14 protein-coding genes, 1 tRNA gene and 2 rRNA genes (1 of these 17 cut by a window edge) are annotated in these 22,766 nt (G+C 68.7%); 3 read left to right on the top strand and 14 right to left on the bottom strand.

Annotated elements, in window-relative coordinates:
- Positions 1-60 precede the first annotated feature (60 nt).
- Entirely contained in the window at positions 61-981 is a 921-nt protein-coding gene (locus ACSMXR_RS28320; protein WP_473170179.1) for an Fpg/Nei family DNA glycosylase, read from the top strand.
- A 36-nt stretch (positions 982-1,017) separates the two neighbouring features.
- Positions 1,018-1,782 carry an SDR family NAD(P)-dependent oxidoreductase gene (locus tag ACSMXR_RS28315; protein ID WP_376188213.1) on the top strand — a complete coding sequence of 255 codons (765 nt, stop codon included), beginning with the start codon at positions 1,018-1,020 and terminating at the stop codon, positions 1,780-1,782.
- Here ACSMXR_RS28315 and ACSMXR_RS28310 read toward each other — a convergent pair.
- From ACSMXR_RS28310 to ACSMXR_RS28260, 11 genes are all read right to left on the bottom strand, one after another.
- On the bottom strand, positions 1,730-1,984 hold the full coding sequence (locus ACSMXR_RS28310; protein WP_376188212.1) for a hypothetical protein: 255 nt from the start codon (positions 1,982-1,984) through the stop codon (positions 1,730-1,732). The two genes, ACSMXR_RS28315 and ACSMXR_RS28310, sit on opposite strands and share 53 nt — an antisense overlap.
- Positions 1,985-2,160: 176 nt before the next feature.
- Positions 2,161-2,337, bottom strand: coding sequence for a CsbD family protein (locus tag ACSMXR_RS28305; protein WP_137230713.1), 177 nt, complete (start codon positions 2,335-2,337; stop codon positions 2,161-2,163).
- A 100-nt stretch (positions 2,338-2,437) separates the two neighbouring features.
- Positions 2,438-2,908 (bottom strand): Dps family protein, encoded by a 471-nt coding sequence (locus ACSMXR_RS28300; protein WP_137230057.1) that lies wholly within the window; start codon positions 2,906-2,908, stop codon positions 2,438-2,440.
- A gap of 198 nt (positions 2,909-3,106) precedes the next feature.
- On the bottom strand, positions 3,107-3,490 hold the full coding sequence (locus ACSMXR_RS28295) for a helix-turn-helix domain-containing protein (protein WP_003965837.1): 384 nt from the start codon (positions 3,488-3,490) through the stop codon (positions 3,107-3,109).
- Positions 3,491-3,599: 109 nt separating this feature from the next.
- Positions 3,600-4,109, bottom strand: coding sequence for a CinA family protein (locus ACSMXR_RS28290; protein ID WP_137230055.1), 510 nt, complete (start codon positions 4,107-4,109; stop codon positions 3,600-3,602).
- Positions 4,106-4,951 carry a CDP-diacylglycerol--glycerol-3-phosphate 3-phosphatidyltransferase gene (gene pgsA / locus ACSMXR_RS28285; protein ID WP_381793946.1) on the bottom strand — a complete coding sequence of 282 codons (846 nt, stop codon included), beginning with the start codon at positions 4,949-4,951 and terminating at the stop codon, positions 4,106-4,108. The genes ACSMXR_RS28290 and pgsA overlap by 4 nt, the downstream gene beginning before the upstream one ends.
- Complete coding sequence (rimO, locus tag ACSMXR_RS28280; RefSeq protein WP_137230051.1) at positions 4,948-6,429, bottom strand: 30S ribosomal protein S12 methylthiotransferase RimO; 1,482 nt, start codon at positions 6,427-6,429, stop codon at positions 4,948-4,950. The genes pgsA and rimO overlap by 4 nt, the downstream gene beginning before the upstream one ends.
- A gap of 164 nt (positions 6,430-6,593) precedes the next feature.
- Positions 6,594-7,394 (bottom strand): helix-turn-helix domain-containing protein, encoded by an 801-nt coding sequence (locus ACSMXR_RS28275; RefSeq protein WP_137230049.1) that lies wholly within the window; start codon positions 7,392-7,394, stop codon positions 6,594-6,596.
- A gap of 320 nt (positions 7,395-7,714) precedes the next feature.
- On the bottom strand, positions 7,715-10,546 hold the full coding sequence (locus ACSMXR_RS28270) for a DNA translocase FtsK (protein ID WP_381848154.1): 2,832 nt from the start codon (positions 10,544-10,546) through the stop codon (positions 7,715-7,717).
- A 114-nt stretch (positions 10,547-10,660) separates the two neighbouring features.
- Complete coding sequence (locus tag ACSMXR_RS28265; protein ID WP_030080218.1) at positions 10,661-11,344, bottom strand: response regulator; 684 nt, start codon at positions 11,342-11,344, stop codon at positions 10,661-10,663.
- Positions 11,345-11,588: 244 nt separating this feature from the next.
- The gene (locus ACSMXR_RS28260; RefSeq protein WP_218524532.1) at positions 11,589-17,048 is read right to left on the bottom strand and encodes a HAMP domain-containing protein; all 5,460 of its coding nucleotides are present in this window, start codon (positions 17,046-17,048) and stop codon (positions 11,589-11,591) included.
- A 401-nt stretch (positions 17,049-17,449) separates the two neighbouring features.
- On the opposite strand from ACSMXR_RS28260, the gene ACSMXR_RS28255 reads away from it, so the two are divergent.
- The gene (locus ACSMXR_RS28255) at positions 17,450-20,077 is read left to right on the top strand and encodes a SpoIIE family protein phosphatase (RefSeq protein WP_137230043.1); all 2,628 of its coding nucleotides are present in this window, start codon (positions 17,450-17,452) and stop codon (positions 20,075-20,077) included.
- A 68-nt stretch (positions 20,078-20,145) separates the two neighbouring features.
- On the opposite strand, the gene ACSMXR_RS28250 is transcribed toward ACSMXR_RS28255, so the two are convergent.
- The 3 genes from ACSMXR_RS28250 to ACSMXR_RS28240 all read right to left on the bottom strand — a co-directional run.
- Positions 20,146-20,218: transfer RNA gene (locus ACSMXR_RS28250), tRNA-Thr, on the bottom strand.
- A 178-nt stretch (positions 20,219-20,396) separates the two neighbouring features.
- Positions 20,397-20,513, bottom strand: a 5S ribosomal RNA gene (gene rrf / locus ACSMXR_RS28245).
- Between the two features lie 79 nt (positions 20,514-20,592).
- Positions 20,593-22,766: ribosomal RNA gene (locus tag ACSMXR_RS28240) — 23S ribosomal RNA — on the bottom strand (it continues 951 nt past the right edge of the window).

Here is a 22,766-nt window from a genome sequence, read left to right as displayed (position 1 = left end):
CCGGGCCGTGGGCGAGCCCGGGCCGGCGCACAACCGCCCCTACGCACCCATCATGGAGGCATGCCCGAAGGAGACACCGTCCTGCAGACCGCCGCCCGGCTGCACGAGGCCCTGGCGGGGCAGGTGCTGACCCGGTCGGACCTGCGCGTCCCCCGCTTCGCCACCGCCGACCTCACCGGCCGCACCGTCCTGGACGTCACCGCGCGCGGCAAGCACCTGCTGACCCGGATCGAGGGCGGCCTGACGCTGCACAGCCACCTCCGGATGGACGGTTCCTGGCGGGTGTACGCCCCGGACGAGCGCTGGCGGGGCGGCCCGGGGCACCAGATCCGCGCGATCCTCGGCAACGCGGAGCACACCGCGGTCGGCTACCGGCTCCCCGTGCTGGAACTGCTCCGCACCAGCGAGGAGAGCCGGGCCGTGGGCCACCTGGGCCCGGATCTGCTGGGCCCCGACTGGGATCCCGGCCTCGCCGTGGACCACCTGCTCGCCGCGCCGGAGCGCCCTCTCGGCGAGGCGCTCCTGGACCAGCGCAATCTGGCGGGCATCGGCAATGTCTACAAAAGCGAGCTGTGCTTCCTGGCCCGCGTCACGCCCTGGCTCCCCGTGGGCGCCCTCCCCGACGGCGTACTCCCCCGGCTCGTCACCCTGGCCGAGCGTCTGCTGCACGCCAACCGCGACCGCCCCACCCGCACCACAACCATCACCTCCGAACTCCGCACCCCGCCGACACCAGGCACAAGCCCCGGACCGGCCCCGAGGCCGACCCCGAGCACGAGCCCCGGGCCGGTCCCGATCCCCACCACGGCCGCCGGCCTCCGCCCCCGTACCCGGCCGCCCGTTCGCGTACAGGAGCGGCTGTACGTCTACGGGCGCGCCCGCCGCCCCTGTCTGCGCTGCGGCACCCCGATCCGCCTCGCCGACCAGGACGACCGGCCCACCTACTGGTGCCCCGGCTGCCAATCAGGCCCGACGCCCTAGTTGACGCCCCGTCAGACCCGGTCGTACGGTCCCGTCATGCCCCTCTCCGCGTACGACCTCACGGGCCGCGCCGCGTTCGTCACGGGTGCGGCGAGCGGTATCGGGCGGGCGAGCGCCCTGCTGCTCGCGGCGGCCGGAGCCACGGTGCACTGCGCGGACCGTGACGAGACGGGCCTGCGCCGGACGTACGACCGGATCGCCGACGCGGGCGGCTCCGCCCGTACGCACCCCCTGGACGTCACCGACCGCGACCAGGTCCGGGCGGCCGTCGAAGCGGCCGGGCATCTCGACATCCTGGTCGCGGTGGCCGGGATCATGCACACGAGCAGCGTGCTGGAGACGGCGGACGAAGATCTGGACCGGGTGCTGGCGGTCAATTTCAAAGGCGTGCTGTACGCCTGCCAGGAAGTGGCCCGCTCCATGACGGCCCGCTCCGCCCCCGGCTCGCTGATCACGATGGCATCCGGAGCCGTGGACTCCGCCAGCGCGGGCCTGCTCTGCTACAGCGTCGCGAAGGCCGCCGTGGTGCAGCTCACCAAGACGCTCGCCACCGAGCTGGGGCCCCACGCCATACGGGTGAACGCCGTCGCACCAGGCTGGATCCGTACGCCGATGACCGACCGGCACGATGCCGAGAGCCAGCACCGCGCGGAGGCGACGATGGCCCGGATCTCTCCGCTGGGCCGGGTCGGCGAACCCGAGGACGTCGCCCACACCGTGCTGCACCTGGCCTCGGACGCCTCGGCCTTCATGACCGGCCAGATCCTCCGCCCGAACGGCGGCGTCGCCATGCCCTGGTGAACAGCCCGACGGGCGCCACCGACCTCACCGAGCCCCCCGCTCCCACCGACGCGACATGGACCGGCAACAGGCTCAGCCCCCAGCCGCCCGCCGCCACCGCCCCCTCCACCAGCCCCGCCTGCTCCGGTTGCAGCGCCAGCCGGAGCACCGCCCACCACCACAGCCCGCCGAGGACCAGCGCCGGCACCCAACGCCGTTTCATCGCTGCCTCCCGCGGCCGACGTCCTTTCCGGCAGTTTCCCCTGGCCGCGGCGGCGGTGCATCCAGAACGTCCGGCCGAAGGGCCACCCACACAGGAGTGCCCCCGCCGATCCGGCGGGGGCACTCCGATGCCACGCAAGCCCTGGTACGCGCCCACAGGGCCGCAGGGCCGAAGGACTACTTGTCGTCGTCGCCGCTGAGCGAGTCCTTGATGCCCTTCGCACGGTCGCCGGCCTCGTCCACCGCGTCCTTGGCCCGGCCCTTGGCCTGATCGGTCTTGCCCTCGGCCTCCTTGCGGTGGTCGCCGGTCAGCTTGCCGACCGCTTCCTTGCCCTTGCCCTTGAGCTTGTCCATGGCGCTGTCACCACTCACGATGTCGCTCCCTTTCGCTCGGTCACTCGGTTCACGCGGATCGCTCGGATCACGCGGTTCACGCGGTTCGCTCAGACGCCGGTCAGGCGCTTTCCGCCTGGAACATCCACGCGTGCTTCTCAAGCTCTGCCGTCAGCCCGATCAGCAGGTCCTGGGTGATCGGGTCCGGCTCGTCGGTCGCCTCGATGCGCTCCCGCATCCGGCCGATGACCACGCCCAGCGCGTCCACCAGGATCCGCACGGCGTCGGTGTCCTTGATCCAACCCTCGGGCACGGACGCGATGGCGGTCTCCTTGGCGACCGTGCCGGAGCGCCCGTCCGGGTTGACCCCGACCGCCGAGGCGCGCTCGGCCACCGTGTCGGAGTGCTGCCGGGCCGTGACGACGACCTCGTCGAGCTGAAGGTGCACGGAGCGGAAGCGCGGACCGACCACGTTCCAATGGACCTGCTTGGCCACCAGGGAGAGGTCGACGAGGTCGACCAGAGCGCCCTGCAGCGCTGTTCCCACGACCTTGAGATCGCCCTCGGACAACGTGCTCTTGACCACAGACATGTGCGCTACTCCCATCCGTCAGCTTTCACTGACCGTCTCGGTGCATCACCCACGATGGCACATTTGAACCAAAACGGTCATGCGGGCCTTGTCCTCCGTGTGCCCACTGACCCCCGCCTCACACACGGAACGCAGAAGTCCCGGCCGGCCCCGTCAGGGGCCGACCGGGACTCCGGTCGAGCATGTGTGCCGCGTGGATCAGGCGGCGACGACGTCCACCGCTTCCGCGGGCGCCTTGATGGTCACCCGTCCCGACGGCACACCTGCGACCGAAGAGACGGAGACCGAATTGAGCATGGGACGAACCGGTACTGGGACCGGATCACTGGCAGCTGCCGACTCGGCCAGCTCAGCGAGCGAGAGCTCATCGCTCACCTCACGCATGAGCTCGGACATCCGTACGTCAAGCGCGTCGCAAATCGCGGAGAGCAGCTCGGAGGATGCCTCCTTCTGCCCCCGCTCCACCTCGGAGAGATAACCGAGCGAGACCCGGGCGGACGAGGAGACTTCGCGCAGAGTACGGCCTTGGCGCTGGCGCTGCCGACGCAGCACGTCACCCAGCAGGCGACGGAGCAGAATCATCGGTGGCTCCCTCCTCGGACCGCGTAGCCGCATCCTTCACGCCCTACCGTACCGCCTTGTGCTGCGGCCGTGCGGGGAGCGATGTCGTGTTCACTCAGGGCTGCAAACATCAATTCCCCCCGTGTTGTTCCGTATCCTGTGCCCGCGCATTCTCACCGAGTTCGCCGGCGAGCAGTTCGAGGACGCTTCGCACACTCTCACTACGGATATCCGCCCTCCCACCATTCAACCGCAGTGCCGTCACTTTCTCGACGCCGGAGGGCCCTGCCACGGCAACGTAGACGGTGCCGACCGGCTGCCCGTCCTGGGGTTCCGGCCCCGCGACCCCCGTGGTGGAGACGCCCCAGTCCGCGTCGAGAACCCGGCGCACACCGGCCGCCATCCGCAGCGCGACCTCGGGGTCCACGGCTCCGCGCTCAGCCAGAAGGGTCCCGTCGACGCCCAGGACGTCCCGCTTCAGGACGGTGGCGTATGCCGTCACCGATCCCCGGAAGGACAGGGAAGCGCCGGGTACGGAGGTCAGCTCGGCGGCGACGAGGCCGCCCGTGAGCGATTCGGCGACGGCGAGCGTCTCGCCCCGCGCTCCGAGCAGCCGGAGCACCCGGGCAGCGGCTGTCACCGCTCGGCCTCCGCGGCGTCGCGCGCCTCGGCGCCACCGCGCACGTCGGCACCGCGTACGTCAGCGCTCCGCACGTCGGCACCACGTACATCCGTCACACCGCCCACCGCACCGGCGGCCTGACCGGCGCCGACCGCCGTGCCCGCAGGAGCCTGAAGGGCCTCCACAGCCTCCGCGGCCCGCTCAGCGGCGGCGGCGCGCTCGGCGGCGAGGCCCTTGCGGCGCAGGACGACGGCCTGGCGTACGTAATCGAGTCCGGTGACGACCGTCAGCACGACGGCGACCATCATCACCCAGAAGCGCAGCGTGGCCAGCGGCCCGGTGAGCACCAGGACGTACATCCCGGCCGCCGTCCCCTGCGCGAGCGTCTTCAGCTTGCCGCCTCTGCTGGCCGGGATCACCGCATGGCGGATCACCCAGAACCGCATCAGCGTGATGCCCAGCTCACGGGCGAGGATCACGCCGGTGATCCACCAGGGCAGGTCGCCCAGGACGGAGAGGGAGACCAGCGCCGCACCCATGATCGCCTTGTCGGCGATCGGGTCGGCGATCTTCCCGAAGTCGGTGACCAGGTTGTACGCCCGCGCCAGATGACCGTCGAACAGGTCGGTGATCATCGCGATGGCGAAGGCCGCCCAGGCGAAGGAGCGCCAGACCGGGTCGTATCCGCCGTCGTGGAACAGCAGCAGCACGAAGCCGGGTACGAGCAGCAACCGGATCATGGTCAGGATGTTGGCGATGTTCCACAGGCTGGCCTGGTTGACGGCCGCAGTGCCCAGCTTGCCGCCGCGGACCGGCTTCGCGCCGGAGCCGCCTGCCGCGGATGCCGGGACTCCGGTCATCTGGCTGCCTCCGCAAGCTCGTGGTGTTCGGCCACCAGGTCGACGCCCTCGGTGCCCACTGCCTTTGCCTCGACCATACGGCCCGGCACGAGTCCCTCGCGTGTGGTGAAGACCACCTGGCCATCCGTTTCGGGAGCCTGGTGGGCCGCGCGCCCGATCGCGACCTCGCCGTCCTCCTCCGACTCCACGGACTCCACCAGCACCTGGAGGGTCTCGCCGACGCGCTCCTCGGCCCGCTGCGAGGTCAGCTCCTCGGCCAGCTGGGAGATATGGGCCAGGCGCTCCGCGATGGTGTCGGCGTCCAGCTTGTTCTCGTAGCCGACCGCCTCGGTGCCCTCCTCGTCGGAGTAGCCGAACACGCCGATCGCGTCGAGGCGGGCGCCGGTGAGGAAGCGTTCCAGCTCGGCGAGGTCCGCCTCGGTCTCGCCGGGGAAGCCGACGATGAAGTTGGAGCGGGCGCCGGCCTCGGGGGCCTTGCTCCGGATGGTGTCCAGGAGCTCCAGGAAGCGGTCGGTGTCGCCGAAGCGGCGCATCGTGCGCAGCACGCTCGGGGAGGAGTGCTGGAAGGAGAGGTCGAAGTACGGGGCGACCTTCGGCGTCGAGGTGAGGACGTCGATGAGGCCGGGGCGCATCTCGGCGGGCTGGAGGTAGCTGACCCGGATCCGCTCGATGCCGTCCACGTCGGCCAGCTCGGGCAGCAGGGTCTCCAGGAGGCGGATGTCGCCGAGGTCCTTGCCGTAGGAGGTGTTGTTCTCGGAGACGAGCATGACCTCCTTGACGCCCTGCTCGGCCAGCCAGCGGGTCTCCTGGAGGACGTCCGAGGGGCGGCGCGAGATGAACGAGCCGCGGAAGGAGGGGATGGCGCAGAAGGAGCAGCGGCGGTCGCAGCCGGAGGCGAGCTTCACCGAGGCGACGGGGCTGGTGCCGAGCCGGCGGCGCAGCGGTGCCCGCGGCCCGGAGACCGGTGCGACGCCTTCGGGGAGGTCCTCGGGGGCCGGGGCGGGCGTCTCCTGGGCGTGGCCGGGCAGCGCCACGGCGGCGTCCTGCCGCTCGGCGGGGCTGATCGGCAGCAGCTTGCGGCGGTCGCGCGGGGTGTGCGAGGCGTGGATGCCGCCGTTGAGGATGGTCTGGAGCCGGTCGGAGATGTCGGCGTAGTCGTCGAATCCGAGGACGCCGTCCGCTTCCGGCAGGGCCTCGGCGAGGTCCTTGCCGTAGCGCTCGGCCATGCAGCCGACGGCGACGACGGCCTGGGTGCGGCCGTGATCCTTCAGATCGTTGGCTTCGAGCAGGGCGTCGACGGAGTCCTTCTTGGCGGCTTCGACGAACCCACAGGTGTTGACGACTGCGACATCCGCGTCGGAGGCATCCTCGACGAGGTCCCAGCCGTCCGCTGCCAAGCGGCCTGCAAGCTCCTCCGAGTCCACCTCGTTACGGGCGCAGCCAAGAGTGACAAGGGCGACGGTACGGCGTTCGGGCATGGACTCAAGACTACTTTGTCCCGGCGGCCCCCCTGCCGTGCAGGGTTGCCTGCCCTCGCCGCTGTTACTCCCCGTAGCAGTCGGACCGGGCCGGGGAACGCCGACGGGCGCCCGGCGCGAGGCCGGACGCCCGTCGGACGTCTACAGGAACGGAGGGCGGCGGATCAGCCGGCCTCGGGGTCGCCCTTGGTGTAGGAGAGCCGTTCGACCTGGCCGGGACCGAAGCGGTCCTCGACCTGCTTGCCGTTGACGAAGAGGTCGATCGCCCCGGCGTCGCCGAGGACGAGGTCGATGCGCTCCTTGTCCTGGAAGGTCTTGGACTCGCCCTGGAGCAGCAGCCCGTCGAAGAGCAGCCGGCCGTTGTGGTCCTTGGCCGAGATCCAGCTCTTGCCCCGGTCCGCGCTGAGCTTGACCGTCACCTTGTCCCGGGGGGCGGCGGCGATGGCGCTCTCGGAGGGCACGGGCTCGGGGTCGGAGGGCTTGGTGGCGGTGGGCTTGGCCGCGGTCTTGTCGGGCTTGGAGCCCTCCGCGATCTGTGCGGTGTTGGAGGGTTCGTCCTCGCCGTCGAAGAGCGTGAAGCCGACGAACCCGATGACGGCGACGATGGCCGCGACCATGGCCGCGGTCCAGTTGGGCCGCCGGGGCTCGGAACGGATGCGTTCCGCTTCGAACAGCGGTGCCGCGGGGGTCGGTGCGGGACGGCCGCCGTGATCGGCGTCGTACTCCTCGACCAGCGGTTCCGGATCGAGACCGACGGCACGGGCGAACGTGCGGATGTGACCGCGGGCGTAGACGTCGCCGCCGCAGCGGGAGAAGTCGTCCTGCTCGATCGCGTGCACGATGGGGATGCGCACCCGGGTGGAGCTGCTGACTTCCTCGACCGTCAGACCTGCGGCGATACGAGCCTGCTGGAGGGCACGACCGATCGAAGGCCGGTCGTCTTCGGGGGAGTTGCCGATGGACACGGGGGCGCCTTTCGAGCGTGAGCCACCTGCTGGATGTTCAGTCTAGGGGGGGTACGAAAGGGAGGGGCAACCGGGAGGGACGACTTTGTACGCCATCGGGCTCGCCGGACGGCCCCGCCACCGGCTCCGGGGTGGAGCGGGGGCGGAACACAGCCCCGATCGAGGACTGGGCAACCTGTAGTGGGCCGAACGGGGTGGGGGTACGGGTGAGGTGACGACGGAGCGGGCTGCGGGGAGGAGCACGGTTCCGTCCCTCCCTTCAACTGGACGTACGACCGTACGAAACGGTTGCCCACAAAACCTTTACGGAGCGGATTCCGTTACGGAGCGGATTCCCCGCGGATGACGGCCAACACCCCGTCGAGCTCGTCGGGTTTCACCATGACGTCCCGCGCCTTGGAACCCTCGCTGGGCCCGACGATGTTGCGGGACTCCATGAGGTCCATCAGCCGGCCCGCCTTCGCGAAGCCGACCCGGAGCTTGCGCTGGAGCATCGAGGTCGATCCGAACTGGGTCGAGACGACCAGCTCGGCGGCCTGGCAGAGCAGGTCCAGGTCGTCGCCGATGTCCTCGTCGATCTCCTTCTTCTGCTTCGTCCCCACCACGACGTCGTCCCGGAAGACCGGGGCCATCTGGTCCTTGCAGTGCTGGACGACGGCGGCGACCTCGTCCTCGGTGACGAAGGCGCCCTGCATACGGGTGGGTTTGTTGGCGCCCATCGGGAGGAAGAGGCCGTCGCCCTTGCCGATGAGCTTCTCGGCGCCGGGCTGGTCGAGGATGACCCGGCTGTCGGCGAGGGAGGAGGTGGCGAAGGCGAGCCGGGAGGGCACGTTCGCCTTGATCAGGCCGGTCACCACGTCGACCGAGGGGCGCTGGGTCGCGAGCACCAGGTGGATGCCGGCCGCGCGGGCCAGCTGGGTGATGCGGACGATCGAGTCCTCGACGTCGCGCGGGGCCACCATCATCAGGTCGGCCAGCTCGTCGACGATCACCAGCAGATACGGGTACGGGGACAGCTCGCGCTCGCTGCCCTCGGGCGCCTTGCACTTGCCGTTGCGCACCGCGTGGTTGAAGTCGTCGATGTGCCGGTAGCCGAAGTTGGCGAGGTCGTCGTAGCGCAGGTCCATCTCCCGCACGACCCACTGGAGCGCCTCGGCGGCCTTCTTGGGGTTGGTGATGATCGGGGTGATGAGGTGGGGGATGCCCTCGTACGCGGTGAGCTCGACGCGCTTGGGGTCGACGAGGACCATCCGCACGTCGTCCGGGGTGGCCCGCACCATGATCGAGGTGATCAGGCAGTTGATGCAGGAGGACTTGCCGGAGCCGGTGGCGCCGGCGACCAGGACGTGCGGCATCTTGGCGAGGTTGGCCATCTCGTAGCCGCCCTCGACGTTCTTGCCGAGCGCCACGAGCATCGGGTGGTCGTCCTCGGCGGCGTCCGCGAGGCGCAGTACATCGCCGAGGTTGACCATCTCGCGGTCGGAGTTGGGGATCTCGATGCCGACGGCGGACTTGCCCGGGATCGGCGAGATGATCCGTACGTCCGGGCTGGCCACGGCGTACGCGATGTTCTTGGCCAGGGCCGTGATCTTCTCGACCTTCACGGCGGGGCCGAGCTCGATCTCGTAACGGGTGACCGTCGGGCCCCGGGTGAAGCCGGTGACCGCGGCGTCGACCTTGAACTCCGAGAAGACGTTGGTCAGCGAGGCGACGACCGCGTCGTTGGCGGCGCTGCGGGTCTTGCCCGGTCCGCCGCGCTCCAGCAGGTCGAGCGAGGGCAGCGCGTACGTGATGTCGCCGGACAGCTGGAGCTGCTCGGCGCGCGCGGGCAGGCCCTCGGAACGCTCCGGTGCGGGCTTGGTCAGGTCGGGAACGGAACCGGACCGCTCGGAGGCGCCACCGGAACGGTCACCACCGGTCGGCTCGTCGGTGTCGCCGGACCGGCGGCCCGCCCCGCTCTTCCCCGCTCCGTCCCGCTCGGCCTCCCGGGCGCCGGGGACGGGCGTGCCCGTGCGCTCGCGGTCCACGGAGACGCCCTGGGTCAGGTCGGCGACGATCGGCGAGGGCGGCATGCCGTTGAGCACGGCCCCGTCGAGCGCGGCGGCCGCGGCGGCGGCGACGTCCACCGCGTCCAGCGGCCGGTTCATCGCGGGCTGCACGGAGGGCCTGCGGGACCTCCTGCGCTTGGTGAGCGCCTCCGCCTCGGCCTGGTCGTGGTCGTAGACCGGGTCCGCGTCCGGGTCCGTGCGACGCGCGCCGCGCCGCTGGTGCCGCTCGGGCAGCGCCTCGCGCCACTGGTCGTCGTAGCGCTCGTCGTCGTTCTCGTACCCCTCGCCGGCCTCGGGCAGCGGTTCCACGATGCCGAGGCGGACGCCGAGCTGACGCAGCCGCTGCGGGATGGCGTTGACCGGGGTGGCGGTGACGACGAGGAGTCCGAAGACGGTCAGCAGCACCAGCAGCGGTACGGCGAGGACCTCGCCCATCATGAAGATCAGCGGCTTGGAGGTGGCCCAGCCGACCAGCCCGCCCGCGTCCTGCATCGCCTCGGTGCCCTCGTCCCGGCCGGGCGAACCGCAGGCGATGTGGACCTGGCCGAGGACTCCGATGACCAGCGCGGACAGCCCGATGACGATGCGTCCGTTGGCCTCGGGCCGCTCCGGGTAGAGGATCAGCCGTACCGCCATCGCGCCCAGCAGTATCGGCGCGAGCAGATCGAGCCGGCCGAAGGCCCCGGTCACCAGCATCTCGACCAGGTCGCCGACCGGCCCCTGGAGGTTGGACCAGGTGCCCGCGGCGACGATCAGCGCCAGGCCGAGCAGCAGCAGCGCGAGGCCGTCCTTGCGGTGGGCGGGGTCAAGTCCCTTGGCGCCACGCCCTATCGAGCGGAACAGCGCGCCGACGCCGTGCGCCGCCCCGAGCCAGACCGCCCGCACCAGCCGGTAGATGCCCCCGGTGGGTGACGGTGCGGGTTTGGGCGCGGGTTTCTTGGCCGCCGCCTTCTTCGCGGGGGCCTTCTTCGCGGGAGCTGCCGATTTCTTCGGCGCGGTCTTCTTGGCGGGCGCGGCTTTCTTCGCCGGGCCCGAGGTACGGCCGACGCGCTTCGCGGTGCCCGCCGTGCCCTGGGAACCCTTGCCGGACGTACGTGAGGCCATGATGCCGAGGTTACCGCTGTCGTCGCCCGTGAACACGTTCGCCTACTGGTTCACTCGACCGTGTCGCCTCCGGACGGCCGGGAACTGACGCCGCCTCACGGCAGGGGCGGCGGGTCAGCCCTGTGCGGGCAGCACGCCCGTGCCCCCGCCGGTGCCCGGCTCCAGCGCGTCGAGCGCGCGGCGCAGGCCGGTCAGCTTGCGTTCGAGATGGGCGGCGGTGGCGACCGCCGCGGCGTCCGCCGATTCGTCGTCGAGCTGCTTGGAGAGCGCTTCCGCCTGCTCCTCGACCGCCGCGAGCCGCGCGGAGAGCTCGGCCAGCAGACCGGCCGGCTCCTTCTCGTGCTCGCCGCCCGCGTGGCCGTCGCCCTCCAACTGGAGCCGCAGCAGAGCGGCCTGCTCGCGGAGCTTGCAGTTCTTCATGTACAGCTCGACGAAGACCGAGACCTTGGCGCGCAGCACCCACGGGTCGAACGGCTTGGAGATGTAGTCCACCGCACCGGCCGCGTAGCCGCGGAAGGTGTGGTGCGGACCGTGGTTGATCGCGGTGAGGAAGATGATCGGGATGTCCCGGGTCCGCTCCCGCCGCTTGATGTGCGCGGCGGTCTCGAAACCGTCCATGCCCGGCATCTGGACGTCCAGCAGAATGACCGCGAAGTCGTCCGTGAGCAGCGCTTTGAGCGCCTCCTCCCCTGACGATGCCCGGACCAGTGTCTGATCGAGCGCAGAGAGGATGGCCTCCAGCGCCAGCAGATTCTCCGGCCGGTCATCGACCAGGAGGATCTTGGCCTTCTGCACCATGGCCCGCCCTCCTCGCCCCGGAAATGCACCGGGTGCCGCCCCAGGGGACGACTCCCTTGCGCCGTCCGTCCTTGTGCCGGTCATGGTAGCCGCACCCCGCCCGTCACCACACCCTGTCACCGCGATGTCACTGTGCACATACCGCAAACGCGGTGGGAGACCAGAAGGTTCCCCGAATGCAGCGCGTTCACACCCGTTCGAGCACAGTCGGTCAACAACTCACGCCAATTCGTTCAATCCTCGATCACTCTCCGTGCATCCACTGCTCCATCACCGCGAGCAGGTGATCAGGATCGACCGGCTTCGTCACATAGTCGGAAGCCCCGCAATCGATGGCCTTCTCCCGGTCGCCCTTCATCGCCTTCGCGGTGAGCGCCACGATCGGCAGCCCGGCGAACTGCGGCATCCGCCGGATCGCGGTCGTCGTCGCGTAACCGTCCATCTCGGGCATCATGATGTCCATCAGCACGACCGTCACATCGTCGTGCTGCTCCAGCACTTCGATGCCCTCACGGCCGTTCTCCGCGTACAGCACCGACAGTCCGTGCTGCTCCAGCACGCTGGTGAGCGCGAAGACATTGCGGATGTCGTCGTCGACGATGAGCACCTTCTCGCCGCGGAAGCGGAATGTCCGCCGGGGCGCCGGCTCCTCCGCCGCGGCCTGGCCCTGAACCTGCCCCTCGCCCTGGCTCCCCGGCACCCGCTCCTCCTGCTGCGGGGCGCTCTCGGACGGGGTGCGGCCGGCCGGCAGCGCTGCCCTGCCCGCCGCTTCCCCCAGCGCCTTGCGCCGCCGCCGGAACATCCCGGCGGAGTTGGCCGGATCGCCGTACGGAGCCGACTGGCCCTGCGGGGACTGCGGCTGCCCCATCTCGCCCGTACCGCCCAGCACCTCGGCGGAACCGGAACCCACCGGCGGGTAGCCCTGGGGCGGCAGTTCGGCGCGGTGCAGCGGCAGGTACAGGGTGAAGGTGGAACCGCGCCCCGGCTCGCTCGCCGCGTGGATCTCGCCGCCGAGCAGCCGGGCGATCTCCCGGCTGATGGAGAGACCGAGGCCGGTGCCGCCGTACTTCCGGCTCGTCGTGCCGTCCGCCTGCTTGAACGCCTCGAAGATCACCAGCATCTTGCTGGACGCGATCCCGATCCCGGTGTCGGTCACCGAGAAGGCGATCAGATCGGCGTCCGCGTCCCGCAGCGAACCCGCCTCCAGCAGGTGTTCACGGATCGCGTTGGGCACATCGGCGCCGGCCGGCCGGATCACCAGCTCCACCGCGCCGCTGTCGGTGAACTTCACCGCGTTGGACAGCAGGTTGCGCAGCACCTGGAGCAGGCGCTGCTCGTCGGTGTGCAGCGTGGCGGGAAGCTCCGGCGACACCCGTACGGAGAAGTCGAGCCCCTTCTCCGCGGTGAGCGGGCGGAAGGTCGCCTCCACGTAGTCGACCAGCTGGACCAGCGCGATCCTGGTCGGACTGACGTCCATCTTGCCCGCCTCGACCTTCGACAGGTCCAGGATGTCGTTGATCAGCTGGAGCAGGTCGGAACCGGCCCCGTGGATCGTCTCGGCGAACTCCACCTGCTTCGGCGAGAGATTGCCCTCGGCGTTGTCCGCCAGCAACTTGGCCAGAATCAGCAGCGAGTTGAGCGGCGTACGCAGCTCGTGCGACATGTTCGCCAGGAACTCGGACTTGTAGCGCATCGATACCGCGAGCTGCTCGGCGCGCTCCTCCAGCACCTGCCGCGCCTCCTCGATCTCGGTGTTCTTCACCTCGATGTCGCGGTTCTGCTGGGCCAGCAGCTCGGCCTTCTCCTCCAGTTCGGCGTTGGACGCCTGGAGGGCCTTCTGCCGGTTCTCCAACTCCTGCGAGCGGTCCCGCAGTTGCTCGGTCAGCTCCTGCGACTGCTCCAGCAGCTTCTCGGTCTTGGTGTTGACGCTGATCGTGTTGACGCTCGTCGCGATCATCTCGGCGAGCTGGTTGAGGAAGTCCCGCTGGATATGCGTGAACGGCTGGAACGAGGCCAGCTCGATCACGCCGAGAACCTTGCCCTCGAAGAGCACCGGCAGCACGATCACATGCGCCGGAGGGGCCTCGCCCAGACCGGAGGAGATCTTCAGATAGCCCGGCGGCACGTTGTCCACCTGGATCGTCCGCTTCTCCTCGGCCGCCGTCCCGATGAGCGTCTCACCAGGCCGGAAGGAGGTCGGCATCGAACCCGCGGAGTAGCCGTAACTCCCCCGCATCCGCAGCTCGTACGCGCCGGCCTCACCGTTGTCCGGACCCACCTCGTCCGAGTCGCCCGCGGCCATCGCCAGGAAGAACGCACCGTGCTGCGCCGAGACCACCGGCGTCAGCTCGCTCATGATCAACGAGGCCACGTCGTCCAGGTCGCGGCGGCCCTGCATCAGACCGGAGATCCGGGCCAGGTTGCCCTTCAGCCAGTCCTGCTCCTTGTTGGCGAGCGTGGTGTCGCGCAGGTTCGCGATCATCGTGTTGATGTTGTCCTGGAGGACCTGGATCTCACCGGCCGCGTCCACATCGATCTTGAGGTTCAGATCGCCGCGGGTCACCGCGGTGGCGACGGCCGCGATGGCCCGCACCTGACGGGTCAGGTTCCCGGCCATCTCGTTCACCGACTCGGTGAGGTCGCGCCAGGTGCCGTCCACGTCCCGCACCCGCGCCTGACCGCCCAGCTGCCCCTCGGTGCCCACCTCGCGGGCCACCCGGGTCACCTGCTCGGCGAACGAGGACAGCTGGTCGACCATCGTGTTGATGGTGTTCTTCAGCTCCTGGATCTCACCGCGCGCGTCGATGTCGATCTTCTTGGTCAGGTCGCCCTTGGCGATGGCGGTGGTGACCGTGGCGATCTGCCGCACCTGACCGGTCAGGTTGGAGGCCATCGAGTTCACGGACTCGGTGAGGTCCTTCCACGTACCGGCGACTCCCGGCACCCGGGCCTGGCCTCCCAGCTCGCCCTCGGTGCCCACCTCACGGGCCACCCGCGTGACCTCGTCGGCGAACGAGGAGAGCGTCGTCACCATCGTGTTGACCGTGTCGGCCAGCTCCGCGACCTCGCCGCGCGCCTCCACGGTGACCTTCTTCGTCAGATCGCCGTTGGCGACCGCGGAGGAGACCCGGGAGATGTTCCGCACCTGGCTGGTCAGGTTGTTGGCCATCAGGTTGACGTTCTCGCTGAGGTCCTTCCAGATGCCGGTCGCCCCGCGCACCCGCGCCTGACCGCCCAGGATCCCCTCGGTGCCCACCTCACGGGCCACCCGGGACACCTCGTCGGCGAAGTTCAGCAGCTGGTCGACCATCGTGTTGACGGTCGTGACCAGTTCGAGGATCTCGCCCTTGGCGTCGACGGTGATCTTCTTGGAGAGATCGCCCTTGGCGACCGCGGTGGTGACCTCGGCGATGTTGCGGACCTGGAGGGTCAGGTTGTTCGCCATGCCGTTGACGGACTGGGTGAGGTCCTTCCACGTACCGGACACGCCCTGCACCTCGGCCTGTCCGCCGAGGATGCCCTCCGTACCCACCTCACGGGCGACCCGCGTCACCTGCTCCGCGAAGTTGGACAGCTGGTCCACCATCGTGTTGAGGGTGTTCTTCAGCTCCAGGATCTCGCCCCGGGCGTCCACATCGATCTTCTGCGACAGGTCACCGCGCGCCACCGCCGTGGCGACCTGCGCGATGTTACGGACCTGAGCGGTGAGGTTTCCGGCCATGCCGTTCACCGAATCGGTGAGATCGCGCCACACTCCGGCGACGCCGGGCACCTGCGCCTGACCGCCGAGCCGGCCGTCCGTACCCACCTCGCGGGCGACCCGGGTGACCTGGTCGGCGAAGGCGGAGAGCTGGTCGACCATCGTGTTGATGGTGTTCTTGAGCTCCAGGATCTCGCCCCGGGCGTCCACATCGATCTTCTGCGACAGGTCGCCCCGCGCCACCGCCGTCGTCACCTGGGCGATCTGCCTCACCTGTGAGGTGAGGTTGCCCGCCATGAAGTTGACGGAGTCCGTCAGTTCCTTCCACGTACCCGAGACGCCGTCCACCCGCGCCTGGCCGCCGAGGCGGCCCTCGGTGCCCACGTCGCGGGCCATCCGCGTCACCTGGTCGGCGAAGCTGGACAGCTGCGCCACCATCGTGTTGACGGTGTTCTTCAGCTCCAGCATCTCCCCGGCCACGTCCACGGTGACCTTCTGCGACAGATCACCGTTGGCGACCGCCGTGGTGACCTGCGCGATGTCCCGGACCTGACCGGTCAGGTTGCGGAACGCGGTGTTCACCGAGTCGGTGAGGTCCTTCCACGTGCCGGCGGCCCCCGGCACCTCGGCCTGGCCGCCGAGCCGTCCCTCGACGCCGACCTCCCGGGCCACCCGGGTCACCTCGGAACCGAACGACTGGAGCTGGTCCACCATCGTGTTGACGGTGTTCTTCAGCTCCAGCATCTCCCCGGCCACGTCGACCGTGACCTTCTGCGACATGTCACCGCTGGCCACCGCCGTGGTGACCTGCGCGATGTCGCGCACCTGCGTCGTCAGGTTCCGGAAGACCGTGTTCACCGAGTCGGTGAGGTCCTTCCAGGTCCCCGCGGCGCCCGGCACCTGCGCCTGACCGCCGAGGAGCCCCTCGCCACCGACCTCGCTCGCCACCCGCGTCACTTCGTCCGCGAAGGTGCGCAGCGTCTCGGTCATCTGGTTGATCGTCTCGGCGAGCTGCGCGACCTCGCCGCGCGCGCTCACGGTGACCTTCTGCGTCAGGTCACCGCTGGCGACCGCCGTCGTCACCTCGGCGATACCGCGCACCTGGGAGGTGAGGTTGCCCGCCATCGTGTTGACGGAGTCGGTGAGGTCCTTCCACACACCGGCCACACCCGGCACGGTCGCCTGACCGCCCAGCTCGCCCTCCGTGCCCACCTCACGGGCGACGCGCGTCACCTCGGAGGAGAACGAGGACAGCTGGTCGACCATCGTGTTGACGGTGTTCTTCAGCTGAAGCATCTCGCCGGCCACATGGACGGTGACCTTCCGCGACAGATCGCCCTTGGCGACCGCCGTCGTCACCAGCGCGATGTCCCGCACCTGGGCGGTCAGCCGGTACGCCATGGTGTTCACGGAGTCCGTGAGGTCCTTCCAGGACCCGGACATCCCGCGCACCTGCGCCTGACCGCCGAGCTTGCCCTCGGTGCCCACCTCGACGGCGACCCGGGTCACCTGCTCGGTGAAGACCGACAGCTGGTCGACCAGGTTGTTGACCGTACGGGCGACCTTCAGGAACTCGCCGCGCAGCGGCCGGACCGTCTCGTCCGTCGTGTGCGACCGCAGCTCCATCCGCTGCTCCAGATCACCGTCGGCGACCGCCGACAGCACCCGGCCCACCTCGGACACCGGTCGCGCGAGATCGTCGACGAGCTCGTTGGAGGCGTCGATCGCGGCGGCCCAGGAACCCTCGCAGGCGCCCGTCTCCAGCCGCTCCGTGAGTTTGCCCTCGCGCCCGACCACCCGCCGTACGCGCGCCAGCTCACCGGTGAGATGGAGATTCCGGTCGGCGACCTCGTTGAAGACCGCCGCGATCTCCGTCATCACACCGTCGCCGGAGACGGTGAGCCGCCGGCGGAAGTTGCCGTCGCGCATCGCCACGAGGCCCGCGAGCACTCTGTTCAGAGCTGCCGCGTCCACTTCGACGGTGCCATTGCGCTGCTTTTTCACGGACTGTCCGCCTTTTGTACGCGCCTTCGAACCCTGCGCCGCCACGCCAGACTCCACCGTGTCCCTCCCGCAGGGGTTGACCGTTTCACTCGGGCCTATCCGGAAGCTTGCCCAGTTCCACTTTGGCTCACCGCCACTGCACACCGTCAACGGGCGACCGGGCGGACGTCAAATCATGGCAACGTACCAGGCCGGAACCGGTCGGCGGGCAACCTGCACCGGTTGCCCCCCATCCCTTGCACCGGGAGTCCATACTTGTGCGCCCGCGCACCACCGCCGGACCGCTCTGTCCCGAACTCGGCCCTCGTGTACCCGGCACCCTTGAGATACGTCTAGCCTGGCAAGCGAATCGAAGCGGCGATAAACGGGCACAGGACTCGGGGAAGCGACGAGACACCAATATGGGGAGTGCTGTGATCACCGCGCGCGCGGCCGCCACCTTCGAACCGGTCGGACGCTCCGTCGCGACCGCCCGCGCCTTCGTCCGGGACACGCTCCAGGGGTGGGGCTACAACGATGTCGTCGACGACGCCGTCGTGCTCACCAGTGAGCTCGTGACCAACGCCGTCGTGCACGCGGGGACCGCGGCCGACGTGCTGTGCCTGCGCACCGAGGACGGCGTCCGGGTCGAGGTCTCCGACCACTATCCGGAACGCGAGGTCCCGCTCCAGAGCAACGGCCTCGACTTCGGCAGCCCCGACCGCGAGAACGGCCGCGGTCTGCTGCTGTGCGCCGCCCTGGCCTCCCGCTGGGGCGTCGAGTACTCCCCCACCCGCAAGCACGTCTGGTTCCAGCTGGACCTGCCCGACCGGCCGGTGGGCATCCGCTCCGCCGGCCCGGTCCTGCCCACCTCGCTCCTCCCCGTCACCGACCAGCGGGTCCGGGTCGCCGTCGTCCAGATCGACAGCACCGGCGCGATCAGCGCGTGGAACGACGACGCCGCGTATGTCTTCGGGCACACCGCGGAGCAGGTCACCGGCAAGCAGTTCACCGACTTCGTGGCCTGGCCGCACACCCCGGGGACCAACACCGGCATCGCCGACGCCCTGCAGCTCTCCCGCTGGGAGGGCAGTTACGGGATCCGCGGCGCGGACGGCCGGACCATCGCCGTCTACGCCTCGCACCTGCGGGTCCGCGACAACGACGGCGAACCCTCCACGGTCTGCCTCCTCGTCCGCGACGACGAGCGTGCCGTGCTCCAGACCCCGGTCCGTGCCCCGGTCTCCGACACCTCGCCCGACAGCCGCGCCACGGACCCGTTCGAGGTCTTCATCGGCTCCCCCGCCCCGGACGACCTGGACGGTCTGCTCCAGCGGACGGTCGAGCGGGCCCGCGACATGCTCGACGCCGACGCCGCGTTCCTGCTGCTCGCCACGGACGACGAGACGGAGCTGGAGGTCCGCGCCACGACGGGCCTGCCCTCGGCCCGCCAGCGCTTCGCCCGGGTCCCGGTCGAGGCCGGTACGGGACGCTACGGCTCCGCCCGTATGCCCGCCGTCCACGAGGACCTGACCGCCGTCCCCGGCGCCGTCCCGCTCCTCACCGACACCGGGATGCGCTCGGTCGTCACCGTCCCGCTGAAGGTCGAGGGACGCCTCACCGGCTCCCTCGGCGTCGCGGCGGAGGGCGCGGGCCGCTACTCCAACGAGGAGGCCCTGCGCCTCCAGTTCGCCGCCGACCGCATCGCGCTCGCCGTGGAGTCCGCCCGCCTCGGCGAGCTGGAACGGCTGCGCCGAGGCTCCCTGTCCTTCCTCGTCGAGGCCTCCGACCTGCTGGCCGGCACCCTCGACCGGGACCAGACCCTGGCGCTGATGGCCCAGATGACGGTCCCGACGCTGGCCACCTGGTGCGCCGTCTACACGATCGCGGACCAGTCCTCCGAGCCGTACCTCTCGTACGTGCTGCACGAGGACGAGGACCTCATCGACGGCCTCAAGGCCCTGCTCTCCAAGATCGCCCCGCCGGATCCGGTCCCGACCCCGGGCGCCCGCGTCTGGGCCGCCCCTTCGGAGGCGGGCCACCGCGCGGCCCTGTCCACGTCGACCCGCAGCCTGCAGCACGACGCTCCGCTGAGCATGAGCACGGCCACCCGCACGACGCTCGCCACGGCTCAGGCCGTCGGCGGTGAGACGGTGGTCCTCCCGCTGGTCGCCCGCAACCGTGTGATCGGCATGCTGACGCTCGGGAAGCCCTCGGACGACCACTTCCGCCAGGAGATCCTGGAACTGGCCGAGGACCTCTCCCGCAGGGCCGCCCTGGCCCTGGACAACGCCCGCCTGTACTCGGAGCGCATGGCCATCAGCCAGTCCCTCCAGCGCAGCCTGCTGCCCCCGGGCCTCCCCGACGTGCCGAACGTCGAGATCGAGGTCATCTACCGCGCCGCGGGCGAGGGCAACGAGGTCGGCGGCGACTTCTACGACGTCTTCCCGATCAGCGACGGCGCGTACGGCTTCGCCATCGGCGACGTGTGCGGTACGGGCCCGGAGGCGGCCGCCGTCACGGGCCTGGCCCGCCACGCACTGCGTCTGCTCGCCCGCGAGGGCTTCGGCGGCCCCGCGGTCCTGGAGCGCCTCAACGCGGCGATCCTCGACGAGGGCGCCCGCAGCCGCTTCCTGACCCTTCTGTACGGCGAGCTGTGGCCCCAGGAGGACGGCAGCGCCCTCCTGAAGGTCGTCTGCGCCGGCCACCCGCTGCCGCTGCGCCTGCGCCAGGACGGCTCCGTGGAGTCCGCCGCGGAACCGCAGCCCCTGCTCGGCGTCATCGAGGACCTCGACCTGTACGAGCAGGAAGTGGTCCTCAACCCAGGTGACGTCCTGCTGTGCGTCACGGACGGCGTCACCGAACGCCGCGAGGGAAGCCGCATGCTGGGCGACGACGGCCTCGCGGACGTCCTGTCGACGTGTACGGGCCTGACGGCCGGAGCGGTCGCCTCACGCATCCTGCGGGCCGTGGAACGCTTCGCCGCCGAGCCGGCCTCGGACGACATGGCCATCCTCGCCATGCGCGTCCCGGAACCGCCCCTCGTCTGAGCCCCGCTCCCCACTCCACCAACGCGAAAGGCCCCCGCCATCCGGCGGGGGCCTTTCGTTATGTTCTGAGCCCCAATGCGGAATCGAACCGCAGACCTTCTCCTTACCATGGAGACGCTCTACCGACTGAGCTATTGGGGCCTCGTTGCGCTGTGGCAACGAGGTAAACCATACACGGGATCCGGAGATGCTCATAATCGCGCCCGGCCCAGGCGCAAGGCGCTTGGAGTACCGACCCCACGCAGCACAAGCCGACCGATCGCACCCGGAACGCAGAAAAGCCCCGCACCAAAAGGTGCGGGGCTTTCCCGGACAAATTGTTCGGCGGCGTCCTACTCTCCCACAGGGTCCCCCCTGCAGTACCATCGGCGCTGAAAGGCTTAGCTTCCGGGTTCGGAATGTAACCGGGCGTTTCCCTAACGCAATGACCACCGAAACACTATGAAATTAACCAACACCGGACATAAACACGGCCGTTCGTTATTTCAGAACTAACACAGTGGACGCGAGCAACTGAGGACAAGCCCTCGGCCTATTAGTACCAGTCAGCTCCACCCGTTACCAGGCTTCCACATCTGGCCTATCAACCCAGTCGTCTACTGGGAGCCTTAACCCCTCAAGAGGGTGGGAATACTCATCTCGAAGCAGGCTTCCCGCTTAGATGCTTTCAGCGGTTATCCTTTCCGAACGTAGCCAACCAGCCATGCCCTTGGCAGGACAACTGGCACACCAGAGGTTCGTCCGTCCCGGTCCTCTCGTACTAGGGACAGCCCTTCTCAATATTCCTACGCGCACAGCGGATAGGGACCGAACTGTCTCACGACGTTCTAAACCCAGCTCGCGTACCGCTTTAATGGGCGAACAGCCCAACCCTTGGGACCGACTCCAGCCCCAGGATGCGACGAGCCGACATCGAGGTGCCAAACCATCCCGTCGATATGGACTCTTGGGGAAGATCAGCCTGTTATCCCCGGGGTACCTTTTATCCGTTGAGCGACAGCGCTTCCACAAGCCACTGCCGGATCACTAGTCCCGACTTTCGTCCCTGCTCGACCCGTCGGTCTCACAGTCAAGCTCCCTTGTGCACTTACACTCAACACCTGATTACCAACCAGGCTGAGGGAACCTTTGGGCGCCTCCGTTACTCTTTAGGAGGCAACCGCCCCAGTTAAACTACCCATCAGACACTGTCCCTGATCCGGATCACGGACCCAGGTTAGACATCCAGCACGACCAGAGTGGTATTTCAACGACGACTCCACAACCACTGGCGTGGCCGCTTCAAAGTCTCCCACCTATCCTACACAAGCCGAACCGAACACCAATATCAAACTATAGTAAAGGTCCCGGGGTCTTTCCGTCCTGCTGCGCGAAACGAGCATCTTTACTCGTAGTGCAATTTCACCGGGCCTATGGTTGAGACAGTCGAGAAGTCGTTACGCCATTCGTGCAGGTCGGAACTTACCCGACAAGGAATTTCGCTACCTTAGGATGGTTATAGTTACCACCGCCGTTTACTGGCGCTTAAGTTCTCAGCTTCGCCAACCCGAAAGTCAGCTAACCGGTCCCCTTAACGTTCCAGCACCGGGCAGGCGTCAGTCCGTATACATCGCCTTACGGCTTCGCACGGACCTGTGTTTTTAGTAAACAGTCGCTTCTCGCTGGTCTCTGCGGCCACCCCCAGCTCAAGCAGCAAGTGCTATCACCAGTGATGGCCCCCCTTCTCCCGAAGTTACGGGGGCATTTTGCCGAGTTCCTTAACCATAGTTCACCCGAACGCCTCGGTATTCTCTACCTGACCACCTGAGTCGGTTTAGGGTACGGGCCGCCATGAAACTCGCTAGAGGCTTTTCTCGACAGCATAGGATCATCCACTTCACCACAATCGGCTCGGCATCAGGTCTCAGACTATGTGCACGACGGATTTACCTACCGTGCGTCCTACACCCTTACCCCGGGACAACCACCGCCCGGGCTGGACTACCTTCCTGCGTCACCCCATCGCTTACCTACTACAAGTCTGGTTCATCGGCTCCACCACTACCCTCAACTCCGAAGAGATCGGGCCGGCTTCACGGACTTAGCATCGCCTGATTCAGTACTGGGCGTTTCAAAGCGGGTACCGGAATATCAACCGGTTGTCCATCGACTACGCCTGTCGGCCTCGCCTTAGGTCCCGACTTACCCTGGGCAGATCAGCTTGACCCAGGAACCCTTAGTCAATCGGCGCACACGTTTCTCACGTGTGTATCGCTACTCATGCCTGCATTCTCACTCGTGAACCGTCCACAACTCGCTTCCGCGGCTGCTTCACCCGGCACACGACGCTCCCCTACCCATCCGTACTCCCGTTGGGGATATGTGTACGAATGACACGACTTCGGCGGTACGCTTGAGCCCCGCTACATTGTCGGCGCGGAATCACTTGACCAGTGAGCTATTACGCACTCTTTCAAGGGTGGCTGCTTCTAAGCCAACCTCCTGGTTGTCTCTGCGACTCCACATCCTTTCCCACTTAGCGTACGCTTAGGGGCCTTAGTCGATGCTCTGGGCTGTTTCCCTCTCGACCATGGAGCTTATCCCCCACAGTCTCACTGCCGCGCTCTCACTTACCGGCATTCGGAGTTTGGCTAAGGTCAGTAACCCGGTAGGGCCCATCGCCTATCCAGTGCTCTACCTCCGGCAAGAA

Source organism: Streptomyces sp. DSM 106670, from assembly GCF_055792845.1.
This window is presented reverse-complemented; position numbering and strand designations above follow the sequence as displayed.